Origin of the sequence: Ruminococcus sp. J1101004sp1_RTP21198st1_B9_RTP21198_201120 (assembly GCF_040924245.1) — a bacterium.
Lineage (GTDB): Bacteria > Bacillota > Clostridia > Lachnospirales > Lachnospiraceae > Blautia_A > Blautia_A faecis.
The window spans coordinates 99319-117970 of the sequence record NZ_JBCOMI010000008.1 but is presented as its reverse complement, the minus strand read 5'-3'; the positions used below and the strand labels follow the sequence as shown (position 1 = coordinate 117970).

General features: G+C 43.3%; 14 protein-coding genes and 1 pseudogene. 2 read left to right on the top strand and 13 right to left on the bottom strand.

The features are described 5' to 3' along the window. Nucleotides 1–38: 38 nt before the first annotated feature. The 6 genes from AB5618_RS07255 to AB5618_RS07230 all read right to left on the bottom strand — a co-directional run bounded on the left by AB5618_RS07255 (nt 39) and on the right by AB5618_RS07230 (nt 9165). The gene (locus tag AB5618_RS07255; RefSeq protein ID WP_173773094.1) at nt 39–1028 is read right to left on the bottom strand and encodes a rod shape-determining protein; all 990 of its coding nucleotides are present in this window, start codon (nt 1026–1028) and stop codon (nt 39–41) included. Between the two features lie 210 nt (nt 1029–1238). After that, nucleotides 1239–4076, bottom strand: a complete 2838-nt coding sequence (gene uvrA, locus AB5618_RS07250; RefSeq protein ID WP_368366614.1) for an excinuclease ABC subunit UvrA — start codon at nt 4074–4076, stop codon at nt 1239–1241. Nucleotides 4077–4235: 159 nt separating this feature from the next. Continuing rightward, the gene (gene hemW / locus AB5618_RS07245; protein WP_195992025.1) at nt 4236–5372 is read right to left on the bottom strand and encodes a radical SAM family heme chaperone HemW; all 1137 of its coding nucleotides are present in this window, start codon (nt 5370–5372) and stop codon (nt 4236–4238) included. Nucleotides 5373–5428: 56 nt separating this feature from the next. After that, on the bottom strand, nt 5429–5860 hold the full coding sequence (locus AB5618_RS07240) for a hypothetical protein (protein ID WP_148461736.1): 432 nt from the start codon (nt 5858–5860) through the stop codon (nt 5429–5431). A 101-nt stretch (nt 5861–5961) separates the two neighbouring features. Further along, a complete protein-coding gene (gene lepA, locus AB5618_RS07235; protein WP_330382770.1) occupies nt 5962–7770 on the bottom strand; it encodes a translation elongation factor 4 in 1809 nt (602 codons plus the stop codon). A gap of 147 nt (nt 7771–7917) precedes the next feature. Continuing rightward, on the bottom strand, nt 7918–9165 hold the full coding sequence (locus AB5618_RS07230) for a stage II sporulation protein P (protein ID WP_272105108.1): 1248 nt from the start codon (nt 9163–9165) through the stop codon (nt 7918–7920). Between the two features lie 118 nt (nt 9166–9283). On the opposite strand from AB5618_RS07230, the pseudogene AB5618_RS07225 reads away from it, so the two are divergent. Continuing rightward, nucleotides 9284–9496: pseudogene (locus AB5618_RS07225) on the top strand (DUF6783 domain-containing protein). Here the strand turns inward: AB5618_RS07225 and gpr are convergent. Next, a complete protein-coding gene (gene gpr, locus AB5618_RS07220; RefSeq protein ID WP_118579888.1) occupies nt 9450–10361 on the bottom strand; it encodes a GPR endopeptidase in 912 nt (303 codons plus the stop codon). The pseudogene AB5618_RS07225 and the gene gpr sit on opposite strands and share 47 nt — an antisense overlap. 296 nt (nt 10362–10657) lie before the next feature. Here gpr and rpsT point away from each other — a divergent pair, with 296 nt between their 5' ends. After that, the gene (gene rpsT / locus AB5618_RS07215) at nt 10658–10921 is read left to right on the top strand and encodes a 30S ribosomal protein S20 (protein WP_330382769.1); all 264 of its coding nucleotides are present in this window, start codon (nt 10658–10660) and stop codon (nt 10919–10921) included. Nucleotides 10922–11064: 143 nt separating this feature from the next. Here rpsT and holA read toward each other — a convergent pair whose 3' ends face one another. From holA to AB5618_RS07185, 6 genes are all read right to left on the bottom strand, one after another. Further along, nucleotides 11065–12051 carry a DNA polymerase III subunit delta gene (gene holA / locus AB5618_RS07210; protein ID WP_256144289.1) on the bottom strand — a complete coding sequence of 329 codons (987 nt, stop codon included), beginning with the start codon at nt 12049–12051 and terminating at the stop codon, nt 11065–11067. 177 nt (nt 12052–12228) lie between these two features. Continuing rightward, nucleotides 12229–14607, bottom strand: coding sequence for a ComEC/Rec2 family competence protein (locus tag AB5618_RS07205; protein WP_226837375.1), 2379 nt, complete (start codon nt 14605–14607; stop codon nt 12229–12231). Between the two features lie 61 nt (nt 14608–14668). Beyond that, nucleotides 14669–15607, bottom strand: a complete 939-nt coding sequence (locus AB5618_RS07200; RefSeq protein ID WP_195477720.1) for a GerMN domain-containing protein — start codon at nt 15605–15607, stop codon at nt 14669–14671. 10 nt (nt 15608–15617) lie between these two features. Next, complete coding sequence (locus AB5618_RS07195) at nt 15618–17045, bottom strand: cell wall metabolism sensor histidine kinase WalK (protein WP_148461740.1); 1428 nt, start codon at nt 17043–17045, stop codon at nt 15618–15620. 3 nt (nt 17046–17048) lie between these two features. After that, the gene (locus tag AB5618_RS07190) at nt 17049–17738 is read right to left on the bottom strand and encodes a response regulator transcription factor (RefSeq protein ID WP_173734913.1); all 690 of its coding nucleotides are present in this window, start codon (nt 17736–17738) and stop codon (nt 17049–17051) included. Between the two features lie 13 nt (nt 17739–17751). After that, nucleotides 17752–18588 (bottom strand): helix-hairpin-helix domain-containing protein, encoded by an 837-nt coding sequence (locus tag AB5618_RS07185; RefSeq protein WP_226837378.1) that lies wholly within the window; start codon nt 18586–18588, stop codon nt 17752–17754. Between the last annotated feature and the right edge of the window lie 64 nt (nt 18589–18652).

The window sequence follows — 18652 nt, the reverse complement described above, 5'->3', positions numbered from 1 at the left end:
ATTATATGTTACTGTTTACGATTTTCACAGCAACCAGATTATTCTTCCATCCTGGTAATTACTTCCGCATATTTACCGGTACCCACCACAACAGCAGACATAGCATCCTGCACAGTAAGAGTGCTTACGCCAGTCTTCTGCTCAATGAGGGTGTCCATTCCATGGAGCAATGCTCCGCCACCAGTAAGAACAATTCCTCTGTCTACAATATCAGCAGCCAGTTCCGGTGGAGTTTTCTCAAGCACTCCGTGCACAGTTTCTACAATCTGATTGGTAGCATCCTTCAATGCAATACGGATTTCTTCAGAAGTCAGAGTTACAACCTTTGGAAGTCCGGTGATCACATTTCTGCCTTTTACCTCCAGCATCCGCGGAGATGCTTCCTGGCAGGCAGTTCCGATTTTTATTTTTATGTTCTCAGCGGCCTCTTCACCAATAAAAAGACTGTGATTTTTTCTCACATAACTCATGATCGCCTGGTCGAAATTATCTCCGGCAACCTTTACGGAAGCAGACACAACAGAACCAGCCATGGAAATCACGGCAACATCAGTGGTTCCGCCTCCTATATCCACGATCAGATTACCAAAAGGCTTCGTCACATCTACTCCGGCACCAATTGCAGCTGCAATCGGCTCTTCCACAAGAAACACTTCCCTTGCTCCAGCCTGATAAGTAGCTTCCTCTACTGCCTTTCTTTCAATCTCTGTGGTTCCGCTGGGGATACAGATACTGATTCTAGGCTTTCGAAAGGCATGGCGTCCCATTGCCTTGGAAATGAAATACTTCAGCATCTTCTCCATAACCGTATAATCTACGATCACTCCCTGGCGGATTGGCCGGATTACTTCCATATTGGATGAAACATGTCCGGTCATCTGTCTGGCTTCCTCACCGATTGCTTTTATTTTCTCTGAGTTCTTATCATAAACCACTACAGACGGCTCACTGACTACCAGTCCCCGTCCAGTAGAATATACCTGACTGTTTCTGGTTCCCAGGTCAATTCCAATATCACTGGCAGGCATTAAATTCCCCTTTCTCTCAAAACACATTGTCACACTTTCTCTGCAAGAATTGTGCAATAAATGATTACCATTCACAACCCGAACCGTAATCATAAATACCACATTCTGCAGATGTGACTTTATAATTGTCTCATAGATTTTTCATAATTAATAGTCTTCGTACCATTATAAACAAAAATGCTTCAATTGGAAAGAGGTTTATTATCAGAATCACTTCAAATATTTCGCAACATAACGTCCTGTATAAGAAGCTGGGTTTTTCGCCACTTCTTCAGGTGTCCCTTTGGCAACAACTGTTCCCCCGCCATCTCCGCCTTCCGGTCCGATATCAATTATATAATCAGCGGTCTTGATCACGTCCAGATTGTGTTCAATTACAACAACTGTATTTCCACCATCCGAAAGTCGTCGCAAAATCTCCACCAGTTTCTGAACGTCTGCAAAATGCAATCCTGTAGTAGGCTCATCCAGAATGTAAATAGTCTTACCTGTACTGCGCTTACTCAGCTCTGCAGCCAGCTTAATACGCTGTGCTTCTCCGCCGGAAAGAGTGGTGGAAGGCTGTCCAAGACGAATATAGGAAAGCCCTACATCATATAAAGTCTCTATCTTCCTTCTGATGGATGGAACGTTCTCAAAGAACGTCATTGCCTCCTCAACTGTCATATTCAGTACATCATAGATGCTCTTATCCTTATACTTCACTTCCAAAGTTTCCCGGTTATAGCGCTTACCCTTGCAAACTTCACAAGGAACATAAACATCTGGCAGGAAGTGCATTTCAATTTTAATAATACCATCACCACTGCAGGCTTCACAGCGTCCGCCTTTTACATTAAAGCTGAAGCGCCCTTTCTTATATCCTTTTGCCTTGGCATCTGCTGTAGCAGCAAAAAGATCTCTGATCTGGTCAAACACGCCTGTATAAGTAGCAGGATTAGATCTTGGTGTACGTCCAATTGGAGACTGATCAATGGCAATTACCTTGTCCAACTGGTCTATTCCAATAATTTCATCATGCTTTCCCGGGATCACGCGGGCCCTGTTCAGATCTCTTGCAAGATGTTTATAAAGGATTTCATTGATCAGAGAACTCTTTCCTGACCCGGAAACACCTGTAATGCAGGTCATAATTCCAAGAGGAATATCCACGTCTATATGTTTGAGATTATTCTCTGCCGCCCCCTTAATAGTCAGATAACCGGTAGGTTCCTTTCGTACTTCCGGAACCGGGATTTTCAGTTTTCCGCTGAGATATGCTCCTGTAATGGACTTCGGATTCTGCATAAGTTCCTCTGCAGTGCCCATTCCAACAAGCTGTCCACCATGTTCTCCTGCACCGGGTCCGATATCTACAATACAGTCCGCTGCGCGCATGGTATCCTCATCATGTTCAACCACTATAAGACTGTTTCCCAGATCTCTTAGGTGCATCAAAGCTCCAAGAAGTTTATCATTATCCCTCTGATGCAGACCAATGCTTGGCTCATCCAGAATATAGGCAACCCCAACAAGGCCGGAACCGATCTGGGTAGCAAGACGGATTCTCTGTGCCTCTCCACCAGACAGAGTACCGGTAGCACGTGCCAGGGAAAGGTACTCCAGACCTACATCTGCCAGGAACCCCACTCTGGCTCTGATCTCCTTTAGTATCTGCCTTCCAATAAGCTGCTGCTGCGGAGACAGCTGCATTTCTGCCAGAAATCTCTTCAGCTTATCAATGGACATATTGGTAATTTCATAAATATTCTTATCCGCTACCGTGACAGCAAGTGACTCCTTCTTCAGTCGCTGCCCCTTACATGCTTTACATGGAGTGATCTGCATAAAGCTCTCGTATTCCTGTTTCATAGATTCAGAGCCAGTCTCTTTATAGCGCTGTTCCACATTCCTTATAAGACCTGGAAAAGCCACATCATAAACACCCTCTCCGCGCTGTCCCTTATAATAAACCTTCACAGAATGTCCGCCTGTGCCGTATAGAATAATATCCTGTATCTTCTTGGGATAATCTTTAAAAGGTGTATCCAGATCAAAACCGTATTCCCTGCAAAGGGCATTCAGAATAGCATTGGTAAAACTGCTCTTATCTGTGCAAGACTGCCAGCCCATCACTACAATAGCCCCTTCAGAAATGCTCAGAGACTTATCCGGGATCATAAGATCCGGGTCAAATTCCATCTTATAACCAAGGCCAAGACACTCCGGGCAGGCCCCAAATGGGTTATTAAATGAAAAACTTCTGGGCTCGATCTCATCAATACTGACTCCACAATCCGGACAGGAAAAGCTCTGGCTGAAATTCATATAATTTCCATCCATGGTATCCACCACAGCCAATCCGTCAGCCAGATTCAATACTGTCTCAAGAGAATCTGTAAGTCTTTTCTCAATTCCAGGCTTCACGATCAGACGGTCTACAATAATAGCAATCGTATGTTTAATATTTTTGTCCAGAGTAATCTCCTCGGAAAGTTCATACACATTTCCATCGATTTCCGCACGCACATAACCGCTGCGTCTGGCCTGATCCAGTAATTTCGCATGGGTGCCCTTGCGGCCTCGTACTACCGGTGCAAGAAGCTGGATCTTGGTACGCTCCGGCAATTCCATGATCTGATCCACCATCTGGTCTACAGTCTGCTTGGCGATCACCTTGCCGCACTTCGGACAATGCGGAATACCAACGCGGGCATATAAAAGACGGAAATAATCATAAATTTCTGTCACAGTCCCTACTGTGGATCTGGGATTGCGGTTAGTAGACTTCTGGTCAATAGAAATAGCCGGTGGAAGTCCCTCTATACTCTCCACATCTGGCTTCTCCATCTGGCCAAGGAACTGTCTGGCATAGGAAGACAGAGATTCCATATATCTTCTCTGCCCTTCTGCATAGATCGTATCAAATGCCAGTGAAGACTTTCCTGATCCGCTTAAGCCGGTAAGAACTACAAACTTATCTCTGGGAATATCCACACTGAGATTCTTCAGGTTATTCTCATTGGCTCCTCTGATTCTGATAAACTGTTTCTTATTCTCTGCTGCCATCTGTTCCTCCATTTCTTAACCGGAAAGCACCGGCTGTAACTCCCTGTATCCTGATCTGATCCGGAATCCTCCGGCTCAGATATTTCTTAATGTGTTCTTCAAGAATATCACAAGAACATTTGTTCGTCAACCATTTCTAAATTCTTTTTCCACCAAAACTTACAGCAAAAAATCTGCCATCACTGCATTACTCACATGAATGCCTTCTCTTGATAAAAATATCCTGCCGCTTTCTTCCAACAGCAGTCCCTGTTTCTTATATTTTTTCAGAACTTCTCCATATATATTCTCTATTGCAGTGCCAAAATACTCCTGAAATTCCTTTTTGGACACGCCCTGTGTCATACGAAGTCCAAGAAACATAAACTCTGCCATCTCATCTTCTCTTGTAAGAAGTTCCCTGTTTTTTCGAATTTTTTCTGGTGCACTGCTGTTTTTCAGATATTCCTGCATATCGGAAGTATTGGAAAAACGTTCCTTTCCCAATAAGGAAGCCGCTCCAAGCCCAAGCCCCAGATAATCCTTTCTCTGCCAGTATCCTTCATTATGTCTGCATTCACACCCTGCTTTTGCATAGTTGGAAATCTCATACTGATGATAGCCATACTCTTTCAGAACTACAGCAACATCTTCATACATGCGGTACTCCGTATCTTCATCAGGCAAATCCAGCTTTTTTCTGGAAAAAGGGGTGCCCTCTTCAATAATAAGACTGTATGCCGAAATGTGCTCCGGGCCAAGTGCCGCCACCATCCGAAGGTTCTCTATCCAATCTTCATAACACTGTCCCGGAATGGCAAACATCAGATCCACATTTATATTGGAAAAGCCAGCCTCTCTTGCCATCTGAAAGCTTTCCAGAAACTGTGCATAATTATGAATTCTTCCAAGCATAGCCAGTTCCTTATTGTTTGGCGACTGTAAGCCAATGCTGATCCGGTTAATTCCGTATTTTCTGTAAATAGAAAGTTTCTCAGGCGTCAATGTTCCAGGATTTGCTTCAATCGTTACCTCCGCATCCGCCGAAAACAAAAAATAATCTCTCAGCCCCTGTAAAAGCTTTTCCATTACATCACATTCCGGCACAGAAGGTGTTCCCCCGCCAATGAAAACTGTATCTACCGGACGTTTTTTCAGATTCTTTGAAACCGTCTCCATTTCCCGTAAAAGTGCATAAATATAAGCTTCCTGCCCGGCCCTGGTAGAGGGACCTGACAGGAAGTCACAATAATCACATTTCTTTATGCAAAACGGGATGTGAAGGTACAATTCCAAACCATTCTTCTTTGTTCCCATTCTGATTTTCTCCACATTGTTTATTTTCTTCTGTTTACAATGCTGTTTCTGTAAAATTAATCTCCACTACCGGTCTCAGTTTCTTCATCTGTTGAATTTCCAGTAGCATCACTGCCGCTGTCAGACGAATCTGCAGCAGTCTGCTCTTCTGAAGAGCCGCTCTTACTGCTGCCTGCAGCCTTTCCCTCTTCTTTTTGAACCAGATACTCATTCACCATAGTCACGCTTCCGCTTTGCGCTACCGCATCTTTATTTACCTGGCGAGGTACCGGCGTAGGTGTTGCTGTAGGGATCGGCGTGATCTTCATTACGCCCTGCGACTCTGCGTCTGGTGCTTTCACCGTTTTCTTCCCACATGCACAGCTGCCTGCAAAAATTACGATCACCAGCAGGATCACTGTCAAAATCCCGCCCTTGATCCACTGTTCCCTGTCTTTTTTATAACTTCTCTTTATTCTTCTTATCAAAATACGTATCTTAGCTTTCATCGGATACCTCCGCGTCTGATGCCAGCTGGCATATATCTTATGTCAATCAGTCACACTCAGACACCTTTATTTGTTGCTTTTCACCACAGGATTGACAACAATTAATTTTCATCCAGTTTCAGTACGCTCATAAATGCTTTCTGCGGAATCTCTACGTTTCCAACCTGGCGCATTCTCTTCTTACCTTCCTTCTGTTTTTCCAGAAGTTTCTTCTTACGAGAAATATCACCGCCGTAGCACTTGGCAAGAACATCTTTACGCATAGCCTTAACCGTCTCTCTGGCAATGATTTTGCTTCCGATTGCGGCCTGGATTGGAATTTCAAAGAGCTGACGCGGAATCTCATCTTTCAGCTTCTCGCACATCTTGCGGCCTCTTTCATAAGAAGTATCTGCATGCACAATAAAAGAAAGGGCATCCACTTCTTCTTTATTTACCAGAATATCCAGTTTCACAAGCTCACTTCTCTCATAACCACAAAGTTCGTAATCCAGAGACGCATATCCTCTGGAACGAGATTTCAGGGCATCAAAGAAATCGTAAATAATCTCATTCAATGGAAGCTTATATTTCAGAAGAGCTCGTGTCTCTTCCATATATTCCATGCCAAGATACTGACCACGGCGCTCCTGGCAAAGATCCATAATGGCACCGATAAATTCTGTAGTTACCATAATCTCAGCATTCACGATTGGCTCTTCCATATATTCGATCTCAGATGGATCTGGAAGATTGGTCGGATTTGTCAGATCAATCACTTCGCCGTTTGTCTTGTGTACTTTGTAAATAACGCTTGGAGCTGTAGTAACAAGATCCAGGTCATATTCACGTTCCAGACGTTCCTGAATGATTTCCAGATGAAGCAATCCAAGAAATCCGCAGCGGAAACCAAATCCAAGAGCAACAGATGTCTCCGGCTCATAGAATAAAGAGGCGTCATTTAACTGCAGTTTCTCCAAAGCATCACGAAGATCCCCGTATTTCGCTCCGTCAGCCGGATAAAGGCCGCAGTAAACCATTGGATTTACTTTCTTATATCCAGGCAAAGCCTCCTCACATGGACGGTTATTGTCCGTAATAGTATCACCAACACGAGTGTCTCTTACGTTCTTAATGCTGGCGGTAATATAACCTACCATTCCAGCTGTCAGTTCCTCACATGGAATAAACTGCCCAGCTCCAAAATACCCAACTTCCACAACTTCTGCCACAAATCCAGTGGCCATCATACGGATGGTTGTGCCTTTGCGGACTTTTCCATCTACCATTCGGCAGAAAACAATGGCACCCTTATAAGAATCATAAATGGAGTCAAAAATAAGCGCCTTCAGCGGTGCATCCGGATTTCCTGCAGGTGCCGGGATCTTAGCCACTACCTGCTCCAGAACCTGATCTACATTCAGACCTGTTTTTGCAGAAATCTGCGGTGCGTCCTGGGCTTCAAGTCCAATCACATCCTCAATTTCATTGATAACACGCTCTGGCTCTGCACTTGGAAGATCAACCTTATTGATTACTGGAATAACCTCAAGATCATGATCCAGTGCCATATAAACATTTGCCAGCGTCTGCGCTTCAATTCCCTGTGCAGCGTCAACTACAAGGATGGCACCGTCGCAGGCTGCAAGGCTTCGTGAAACTTCATAGTTAAAATCCACATGTCCAGGTGTATCGATCAGATTGAAAATATACTCTTCTCCATCTTTTCCATGATATACCGTGCGGACAGCCTGGGATTTGATGGTAATTCCACGTTCTCTCTCCAGTTCCATATTATCCAGAACCTGGGCCTGCATTTCCCTCTCAGTCAAAAGTCCTGTCATCTCTATAATTCTGTCGGCCAGTGTAGATTTACCGTGGTCAATATGTGCAATAATACAAAAATTTCGAATTTTACTCTGGTCTGTCATTCCAGACATTCCTCCTCTGGTTATGCTTTACTGTTTATTCTATCAAGAGATTATAGCACAGATTAAATCTGTTTGTCACTTCCTTTTATATGGTTCCTGTTCACTCCGTTCACAGTAACATTCTTGACGGGATAAATTATATTATTTTTATCCTGTTCCGCAGCCCTTTAACACTCTGTTCAAAATGTCTGCAAAGGGTTCCATGGCGTTTTTTACTTCCTGCACCGTATTTGTCTGGGCACCGGCTTCCAGAAGCAGGGCTCTTTTTCGTAAATGAAGATTGTAGCGCAAGCCCGCCAGGTAAATCCCTCTGTAAAAATCAGGATAATACAACGCCGCCTGATATTCCAGCTGAAAAGAAAAAGCAAGATTGTCCTGTATGTAAGGATTTGGCAAATAAGAAACCTTCCCCTGGTCATTCGTGTAGCTAAGGCCATTATAAAAAAGAATCTGCGCAGTATCTTTTCCGTTTATTTCAGTTACCAGCCGTCTGTCTTCATCGATGCCATCTCTGTGCAGATCAATAACCACCTCCACAGACGGATTTTCTTCCAAAACCTTTTCTACGTAATCACAAGCATAATTATAGGCCTTATTCCGATCCAGTTCTCCGCTCATCATATCAAAAGCTTCTTTTATATGGATCACCTGATAACCATATTTTTCTGACAGCAAACTGGTCAGATAATTTCCAACACCCACAATCGTATCTTCCTCTTCTCCTTTCCTGGAATCGGAAAACGTTTCCTGGGAGTGACTGTGATAAATTAGAATCTGCGGCTCCAACGGTCCATGACTCAAGGAAAAATCCTCTGCCAGAAATTCAGCAGCATTTATTTTTACGGCAGATGCATCTGTGTTCTCATCTACAATGTAAAAATTGTTCATTAGATAATCGTAATCCGACAGCTTGTCTCTGGACAGATCCAGAATTGGATGCGGGAGAACGATGTTAGACTGAGGAAGGGTATTTGCAGGCTGAGTTTCTGACTTTAAGTGATTTTCACTATTTTCTATGATTTCTGACATCTCAGAGTTATCTTTATTTTCTATTTTATCTGTATTATTTATTTTTTTACTTTCCTCAGAAACACTGCTGTTTTTTTCCAGATTGGCTTCCTTGGATTTCTTTGCATTTTCCTCTCGCAAATTACGCTCATTCTCTGCAACTTCTTCTAAATATGCTCCATTTCTCTTCTCAATCTCAGCCAGAGTTTCCCCATCCATTTCCATCCAGGTTTCCTGTGCTTTTTCCTCTGTAAAATAATAGAACGGAAACTGCCTGTACACATTATGCACAATTTCCCGCATGGAAAAAGGTCCTGGCAGCATAGCCAGAACCGCAAAAAAACACAGACAAAGAAACACGCAGAAAACCTTCTGGACTTTTGTCACGAAATCACCTCTTTAAGGTTATCCTATGACAGATTTTTCCTCCGTATGTTTCTTTTTTTAGGCTAACTTTCCATATTTTCAGTATTTTTCCACAGCTCACCACCTTTACATCAGCTTCATGCGCCAGAGCGTGTTTGAAAAATCATTCCCGCAATCTGCACGCCCACTTTGCTGGAGATTTCACCCGAATTCGATTGCCGTAGCCCGCTACGATGCCCTCATCTAGGCAAAATCTCCCACAAATTGTGACGCACATCTTGCAGAAAGCCTTTTTCAAACACGCTCTAATAGATCTCTGCAAAAGTCATATTTAATCCTTCTGAAATCGTAAAACTCAGATATTTTATGGTCTCGTCCACATCTTTCGGCGTCACAAACATTCCATGAAGATGTGGGGAAATCATTTCTTCCAAAAATTCTTTCTGTTCGGCCTCGTCCAGTGTCTCAAGCAAATGAGCCATAGAATCATGAACAATAGTCGCCGCATCCACCACCGTAGGCACTCCGATCCCAATCACTTTTACATTCAGATTTTCTTCTGTAAGACCATTTCTGTGGTTTCCCACCCCTGATCCCGGAGTAATTCCTGTATCCGTGATTTGAATGGTCCGATTAAGGCGCCTGGTATTTCTTGCGGCAAGAGCATCCACAGCGATCACTACATCTGGCCGTGTTATTTCCACCACGCCCTCCACGATTTCCGAAGTTTCCATTCCAGTCTGCCCCATTACTCCTGGAACAATTCCGCTGATTGCATGAAGAATCTGCTTTTCTGTACTTTTCAGTCCATACTCGCGGATCAGATGGCGTGTCATATGAAGATTCCCAATTACTTCCGGTCCCAATGAATCCGCCGTAATACCCGGATTTCCAAGCCCAACAATAAGCACGGACTTTTCCTTTTCCAGACCGATCAGCTGGCGTAAATGTCTGGAAAGTTCTTCAGACACTTCCCTGTGATAGTCCTCATCTGGCGCTGAAAGCCCTTCCGATTCAATTGTAATATATGTCCCCTGAGGCCTCCCCATCGCCCTAGCACCATTTTCCGTGGTTATTTTCACCACAGTGGTTCGAATGTCTTTTTCCTCATTATAATCTTCCTGAACCTCCACCCCGCGCACTTCTACATTGTCCTCTGTAAAGCGTTCTCTTGCCTCTACCGCCAAATCGGTTCTGATCTTATAAGTTCCCAGCATATCAGTTCCTCCATACTTTCCCAAATTCTCCCATATCACCGGCTCCGCCCTGCTGTTTTCTATGTGCAAAATGTATTTCTCATTGCAATTCATACCTTTCACAGCCACACCTTTCGATTTTTATATAATCTCCCCACTTTTTTGCAAAAATATGTATGTCAAGCATTTTTGTAAAAATATGTATTGACAATCCAAGGTAATTATTATAAACTATATAAGCATGTTCATAGGAACGCCCGTGTCTGTTCTTATGGTGCAAAAAATTAATCATCATTCACGAATTGGAGGTGTACGAATTGGCTAACATCAAATCTGCAAAAAAGAGAATTTTAGTTAACAGAACAAAAGCTGCGAGAAACAAATCCATCCGTTCTGCTGTTAAGACTTCCATCAGAAAAGTTGACGCGGCAGTAGCAAACAACGATAAGGCAGCAGCAGAGGTTGCATTAAAAGAGGCTATCTCTACAATCAGCAAAGCAACTTCCAAAGGTGTTTATCACAAAAACAACTGCGCAAGAAAAGTTTCCCGTTTATCCAAAGCCGTTAACAGCATTGGCTAATAGATATCTGAATTTTTAGTTATAAGCTTATAAGTGAAAATTAAGGCAGTCGAACCGTCATCGACTGCCTTTTTTCTGTATTTTTTTCATTCCTGTTCAGCCCACTGCCTATTTTTGCAAACATCATAGCCTGCACCAAAGCGTCATCTTCTGGCTGAACTATACTTCACAATCAGTAATTCCACACTAAGCACATCCTGCAATCTGCCTGTCTTCACAGCTTCCTCTGCATCCACAAAATCCGTCACTGCCTGACGAAGTTCACTGATTCTATAGGATCTTGCACAGACTGCAATATTTTTCGCCACAAAAGACGGCACTCCCAGTCTTGATGCCATCACCGGCTGAGGGATTCCTTCTTCTGCATATTCTTTTACCAAAAGCAGCTGGCGAAACTGTTTCGCCAAAAGAAAAAGGATTCTCATCGGGGGCTCTTTCAGCGTAAGAAGATCATAATACAGATCCAGTGCCCTCTTCTGATTTTTCTCCGTCACTGCCCGGACCATATCAAAAATCTTATTCTGGGTCTGAGTGGTACAAATCTCCAGAATGTCCTCTCCCGTTACCACATCCCGGTCACCGGTATAGGAAATTATCTTTTCCAGCTCCATCCGCAGATTTCCCATGTCCACACCAGTCATGGTAAGAAGAAGCTCCATATCCCGCTGGGTGATCATCTTGCCTTCTTTTTTCAGAAGCCCGGCAGCCCAGCGCATTAGCGTTTTCTCATCCTGCTGCACAAATTCTCCGATTCTTCCTGCTGCCTTTACAGCTTTATACATACGGTTTCTTTTGTCCACCTCATTTTCCACAAAAATGAGGCAAAGATAGTCTGGCAGTTCTTTCATATAATCAGCCAGTTCATCACATTTATTCTTAAAAAATCCGGTATCTTCCAACAGAATCACCCTACGGTCCGCAAAAAAAGGCATGGTCTCACAAAGGTCGATCAATTCCTTCACATCAATGTTCCGACCCTCATAATGATTAAAATTCATGGTGTCATCTTCCGGATTCAGTGCCTGTACCAGTTTATGTTTATACTGCTGTTTCAGGTAAGCTTCCTCACCATACAGCAAATACGCCTGTTTAAAATTACCCGTCTTTATATCTTCCTGGATATTCTTCAAAATGTACGCTCCTGTTATCTTCTTGTCGGTCAGGACTTTTCCCAAAAGGTTACTATTCACGATCTGATCTGACCAGTAGCCCCCCCAAACTCTTTCTGCCAGGGAGGATAGAGCTGTATCCGACATTCTATTAAACCATACCACAAATTGTGTCTTTATAAAAGTACCTTTTTCGATCTACAAACCATTTCCCTTTTCCAAAAATTTCTTAATCCTTATCCTCTCTTTCTCCCAGCAAACTTTTACAGCACCGCTTTCCATAGTAAAACTTGTCTGGCATCCGGCTTCTTCCAGGCGTTTCGTAATTTCCGGTGACGGGTGACCATAAGTATTGGTAGAAGAACAGGAAATCACAGCATATTCCGGGCGCACTGTATCAAGAAACTGTTGACAGGTAGAGTAATGGGAGCCATGGTGTCCCACCTTCAAAAAGTCCACATCTTCCAACACTCCCAATTCCAGCAATTTCTTTTCTGTTTCTTCCCCGATATCACCTGTCAAAAGACCAAGAAACTCCTCATATTTTACTTTAATCACCATGCCATCTTCATTTACATCTGCGCCAGAAGCACTGACCGCAGGAGCAATTATCTGCAATTGCAATTTACCTGCATTCAGGCAGTCTCCTTCCTTCAGGGTTCTCACTGGAATTCCGGCCTCTTTTGCTGTCTGTTTCAGTTTTTCCCATGCAGCAGGGGGATTTTCCCACTCGGGCAGATACAAACATCCCAATTTTACTGAATTCAGTTTTTTTACAGCCATCTCCAATATTTCCTGTACACCACTGATATGATCCTGATCTGTATGAGATATAAAAATTCCATCAATCTGAGAAATCCCCTGATTTTTCAGATAAGGTAAAATCTGATATTGTCCCACACCTGATTTGTTTGTGCTTCCACCATCCACAAGAAAACAATTTCCTTCCGGCGTCCGCAGCACAAGCCCGTCGCCCTGTCCCACATCCAGACAGCTGACAGAAAATGGTTCCGGCTCACGCCATATAAGAATAGATATGGCCAGACATGCAACTACGAAAGCAATTATTTTTCTCTCCCGCTTTCTTTTCTGTGTAAGTATCCAGACTGCTCCTGCAAACAAAATATAATATGCAGCCACCTGCCACAGCTTTGGTTGTCCTGTGATCCAGATACCAAAAGGCAGATTTCCGGATAGTTTACATAACTCTTCATAAATTCCAGCAAGAACCTTTCCAGGCAAAATCACAACACGCCCAACAGAAAAGCTTACACACCCTGCAAGCAATCCAGTAGCTCCGCTTCCCAGAACAATTCCTACTGTAGGAAGCACCAGCAAATTTAAAAAAATTCCAACCAGTGAAACTTCTCCGAAAAAATATAAGGAAACAGGAAGCATGGTCAGCTGTATTCCTATAGATGCGCCTAAAGCCAGATTTGCTTTGCAAAAACCTCTGGCGAATTTTTCATATATTTGCCCTGTATGTTTTCCTAAAATCATACAGCAAATATCTTTAAACTTTTTTCCAGCATGTCTTTTCCATGCACTCTTTCTTCTCCGCTCATTTTTCCCTTTTTCAATCCGGGATGAATCCATACTCTTTGTTAATGCAGGAACCACTACGCCAGCTCCTGCTACCGCGCTAAATGACAAAAGGAACCCACTGTTATATAAATATGCTCCTGAATCTCCAAGAATTAACATAGCCGAAACAGCCAGCGCCGTTGGCAGATCATAAATCCTTCCGGTTATTTTCGCCCCTACAGATATCAAAAACATACAGACCGCACGCATAGTAGACACACTTCCACCAGTCATCACACCGTATTGAAGCAAAATCAGCAGGGCAATTATCCCAGACGGCCAGATTCCCATTCCCGTCTTCATCAGAAGATTATAAATTCCCATTCCAATCACGCTGATGTGCAGCCCTGAAATTGCCAGAACATGCACAATACCAGCCATCTGGTAGCGAAGCTTCACTTCCTCATCCAGGCTGCTTTTATCCCCAAGAACAATTGCCTGAAAAATCCCAGCTTCTTTTCCACCAATTCCATTCAGAACTTCACTGAAATATTTTCTTAGATCATTCATACCTTGTCGATAAGCAGAATAATTTTCCGATTTTTTTAACAATTCCGCCTTTTTCATAAAATAGAAAATATGCTGACTGGCGTAGTACTGTCTGGCATCAAATTCTCCTGGATTTCGCATCTCACCTACTCTCTCCAGATTTCCAGACACCAAAACAACAGTTCCTGCCGGAACATCTTCTTTTTTCTTTAAAAATACTTTTACATTTTCAATAGATATTTTCTTCGGTTGATTTTCCTTTGATTGATTCTTCTTTGGTTGATAAATCAGATATGTATTGCTAAGATAAACAGATTGTGAAAATTCATTTTCTGTGGTCTGTGTCACTTCTCCGCAGATTGTGACCTTGGGATGCTTCCGGATCCAGGAGTCCACATTTTCCGGCACAGGATTTCCTCGGATCAGTGGAAATCCTGCCCGGTCGGCCACACACATAAGGAGCATCAAGACCAGACACACCATGCAAAGCGGTCTTTTCGTCATTTATAAACTCCTTTAGTATTTCATTTTATAAGCGTTATTGATTGATTTTTTCAAACACGCTCTAATTCTCTTTCAGGATCAGATCTGTATTTTTACTGAAAAGACTGTACAAAGATGTTCCATCACTTAACTTAGCCTCTGTATCACCTTCGATTGAAATTTGCACTTTATCAGCAGATGTCGTATCCAGAAGAGAATTTACCACGGAATAAATCATGGTGTTCACCGGAATATCAATTCCTGAATCTGAAAAAGCGGAACTAAAATCCACATAGCACACATTATCAGACACCTCTATTCCCAGAATATCCGTATCCTGCGGAATTGTTGGATAATGCCCTTTCACCATCGGTCCTTTGGCAAGCTGTTCCAGTATTACTCTCTCTCTTGGCAGAATTCTCTTATAATATACATTTCTCTGTTCTGCCACAAGATGCTCTCCTGTCTTGTCTGTAAAATACAGAGTAAAAGTATCATACCGATACGCATCTTTATCAGAGCCCCACATTTCTACAAAAGTGTTGCCGTCAAGCACGCCTACAGCCTGTCCCTTGGAATCGGTAAGCTCCTGATTTCCTATAAAAATCTTTATGCCGGTGATTCCTGGGATCTGAAGAAATGTTCTTGCCACACCTGCGCGCACCAGAATCTCCCTGGTTCGGGAAATATTACTGTAATCTGCATTAAACTCCAATTCCAGAAGGGATTCATTTAAGCGGTAAGTCACCAGCTGAACTCCTGCTGGAAGCAAAGGCAGGTTCTCGCCGCTGCTCTCCTGTCCATTCAGGATTCCCATTAAATCCTGGAGCATAAATTCCGCACTTTCCTGCTCCGGATAATATCTTGTCTTTGTTACTTTCGTTTCATCTTTGTTCAGGTAATATAGATAGTACTGATTACTGACACTTTCAGTCTTCTCGCCCTGGCTTTCCACCGAGCATCCGGTAAGAAGGCCAATGATCAGAACCAGAGCCATCGCTGTACTCAATAATTTCTTCATCTGGCACCTCCTACGGAATATATGATAAAGGAATGCGGACAGTAAAGGTGGTTCCCTCGCCTTCCTTACTTGCCACCTGAATAGTTCCATGGTGCATGGTCACAGCACTTCTGGTAATCGCAAGTCCAAGACCTGTGCCGCCAATTTCTTTGGAATGGGATTTGTCTACGCGGTAAAAACGTTCAAAAATTCTTCCGATGGACTCCTCCGGAATGCCCATTCCGGAATCTGCAACCTTCACATAGAAATATTTATGGTCAGCGTCAAGGGTTACACGAACCCAGCCATCATCCACATTGTATTTAATACCATTCTCAACCAGATTGCTCACGGCAAGAGTAAACTTTACCTCATCCACATCTGCTTCAACAGGGCGGAAACTGTCCAGGATCAGATCAATGTGCCTCTTATCTGCAATTGGACGGAGTCTCTTCAAGATATCCTCCAGAAGCTGATTGATATTCAGGTGCTCCACATTCAGATCAGCTGCTTTCTTATCCATTTTTACAAGAGAAAGCAGGTCTGTGATGATCTTATTCTCCCGATCAATCTCTGCAGTGATATCTCCCATAAACTCCTGATACAGCTCCTCCGGCACCCCTTCCTGGCCCACCAGTGAATCGGCAAGTACCTTCATGGAGGTAAGCGGTGTCTTCAGCTCATGGGACACATTGGAAACAAACTCATTTCTGGACTCATCCAGAATCTTCATTCTGGAAAGCATTTTGTTGAACGCATCCGTAATAAGTGCTGTCTCTGTATAATCCGGGACAGAAATCTCCTCATTCTGGTATCCATCCGTCAAATCCTCAATGGACTTGGTAACTCTGGCAAACGGCTTTACAAGAACCGTAGAAAGCACATATCCAAGAAGGACCGCCAGCACAATAATGATTCCTGTGATCAGAAGACTCTTCTGTTCCAGCTCCAGAATATTCTCTGCAATTTCATTGGAGGAAAAGCTGATCAGCATAGCACCCTGAAGCTGCTTCACCTCCGGGCTTTTCACAGGGAGAGCCATCTCAATCTTCTGTGTCTTACTATTATAGCGGCTGGCTTCCTCACCTTTGAAGCATTTGATCACCATAGTGGAGATCAAAGTTTTTCCCTCATCTACGCCATAGGTATCCTTGATAATCCTGTAATCCCTGTCAACTAACAGAATTCTGCCGTCATACACATTAGACAACAACTCCAGCTTGCTGTTTACATCCTGCGAGCTGGAGTCATTCATATAATTCTCTTTAATTAACAGGTTACACAGAATGTCACACTGCTTCTCAACAGTCTGCTTACGGACAGCCACAGCCTTGCTCTCATAGGCCGCCACCATCACATGAGCAACAATGACACTTGGTACGATTCCCAGAATGACCAGAATGATCAGAATACGAAAACGCAGACTTTTTAAAAAGCTTGGTTTCTTTTTCTCTGGCATGGCTTATGCCTGAAAATAATATCCCACACCCCATTTGGTGTGTACATATTTGGGCTCACTGGGATTCGCCTCAATTTTTTCACGTAAACGACGGATATGTACATCCACTGTACGAACATCACCAGGATATTCATATCCCCATACAATATTCAGCAGGTTCTCACGGCTGTACACTTTATTGGGATTAAACACCAGAAGTTCCAACACATCAAATTCTTTGGCAGTCAGATTGATTTCCTTACCAGAAATAAACACGCGACGGCTCTCACAATCCATCTTCAAGTCACCAGCCTCTATTGTCTTCGCCTTGTCTTTTTCTTCCTGATTGCTGCCTGCACGGCGCATAATGGCCTTGATTCTTGCCTTTACCTCAAGAATATTAAATGGTTTGGTGATATAGTCGTCCGCGCCATACTCAAGGCCGAGGATCTTATCCATATCCTCACCTTTCGCTGTAAGCATTACAATAGGAACATTTGAAAATTCCCTGATCTGCTGGCATACTTCAAAGCCATCCATCTTGGGAAGCATAAGATCCAAGAGAATAATGTCATATTTCTTCTCTTTGGCCATCTCCAGGGCTTCTTCTCCATCGTAGGCACAATCCACATCCATTCCATCCTGTTCCAGACTGAAACGGATACCCTTTACTATCAGTTTCTCATCATCTACTACCAAAACTTTCCTGCTCATTTAAGAATCTCCCTTATCCAGTTGATATCTTGTCTTTTATCTTTGAAAAGGTACCTTCCTTGATACCTTCTACATTCATAATCTCTTCTATAGAAGCAAAGTCTCCATGCTCCTCTCTGTATGCAATAATGGCTTCTGCCTTTGACTGCCCGATTCCGCTTAATGTGGAAAGCTGCCCGGCATCTGCAGTATTCAGATTAATTCGCGGATCATCGCCTGCGCCATCTCCGAAACTTCCTGTATCTCTTTCAACAGTTCCCGATGGATTTTCCACTGAGCTGCCTTGAATTTCTTCCAATCCTGAACTTCCAGACTTGTCACCATCGTTCAATGCCTCTGGCACTTTCGCCATAGCGAGTTCCAGCTCCTCAGACACTTCTTTCTCAGTAGGCACATAAATCTGCTGCCCATCTCCAATGCTTCTGGCTCTGTTCAGATAATTTATGGCTGCCTCTGGCAAATATCCTCCAGCTGCATCAACAGCCTGGAAAATACGCGCTCCTTCATCCAGCTCATAAACGCCTGGATTTACAACGGCTCCACATACATCAACGAATATTTTCTGTGGAATTGGCGTTTCTGGTGGCGAATCCAAAGCTGAATTTTCTGTATTTCCCTCTGATCCAGCATCTGAAACAGCAGACTGTTTTTCGGGATTTTCCCCTGCCGCCACGTTACTCTCATACGCAGTGCTCTCTTCTCCGGCTTTTCTATTCGAGTTCTCTTCATCTGAATCCAACTCTTCCAGAAAAACCTCTTCCCGACGTGCGCAGCCTGTCATTGCAGACGCCGTCCAGAGAAAGAACAAAACTGTCCAGATTCCACATCTGTATTTCATTTTTCTTCCCATGCAGGTTCCCCTTTCGCTTTATGCGCAGGTTCCCCTCCACTCATGCTTTACCTAATCTATTTTA

Excerpts from the sequence above, each read along its gene's own strand:
- lepA (WP_330382770.1), bottom strand. The coding sequence starts at position 7,770 with ATGACAGACCAGAGTAAAATTCGAAATTTTTGTATTATTGCACATATT.
- AB5618_RS07195 (WP_148461740.1), bottom strand. The coding sequence starts at position 17,045 with ATGCCAGAGAAAAAGAAACCAAGCTTTTTAAAAAGTCTGCGTTTTCGT.
- AB5618_RS07190 (WP_173734913.1), bottom strand. The coding sequence starts at position 17,738 with ATGAGCAGGAAAGTTTTGGTAGTAGATGATGAGAAACTGATAGTAAAG.
- AB5618_RS07185 (WP_226837378.1), bottom strand. The coding sequence starts at position 18,588 with ATGGGAAGAAAAATGAAATACAGATGTGGAATCTGGACAGTTTTGTTC.
- gpr (WP_118579888.1), bottom strand. The coding sequence starts at position 10,361 with ATGCTGGGAACTTATAAGATCAGAACCGATTTGGCGGTAGAGGCAAGA.
- AB5618_RS07240 (WP_148461736.1), bottom strand. The coding sequence starts at position 5,860 with ATGAAAGCTAAGATACGTATTTTGATAAGAAGAATAAAGAGAAGTTAT.
- AB5618_RS07205 (WP_226837375.1), bottom strand. The coding sequence starts at position 14,607 with ATGACGAAAAGACCGCTTTGCATGGTGTGTCTGGTCTTGATGCTCCTT.
- hemW (WP_195992025.1), bottom strand. The coding sequence starts at position 5,372 with ATGGGAACAAAGAAGAATGGTTTGGAATTGTACCTTCACATCCCGTTT.
- uvrA (WP_368366614.1), bottom strand. The coding sequence starts at position 4,076 with ATGGCAGCAGAGAATAAGAAACAGTTTATCAGAATCAGAGGAGCCAAT.
- AB5618_RS07255 (WP_173773094.1), bottom strand. The coding sequence starts at position 1,028 with ATGCCTGCCAGTGATATTGGAATTGACCTGGGAACCAGAAACAGTCAG.
- AB5618_RS07200 (WP_195477720.1), bottom strand. The coding sequence starts at position 15,607 with ATGAAGAAATTATTGAGTACAGCGATGGCTCTGGTTCTGATCATTGGC.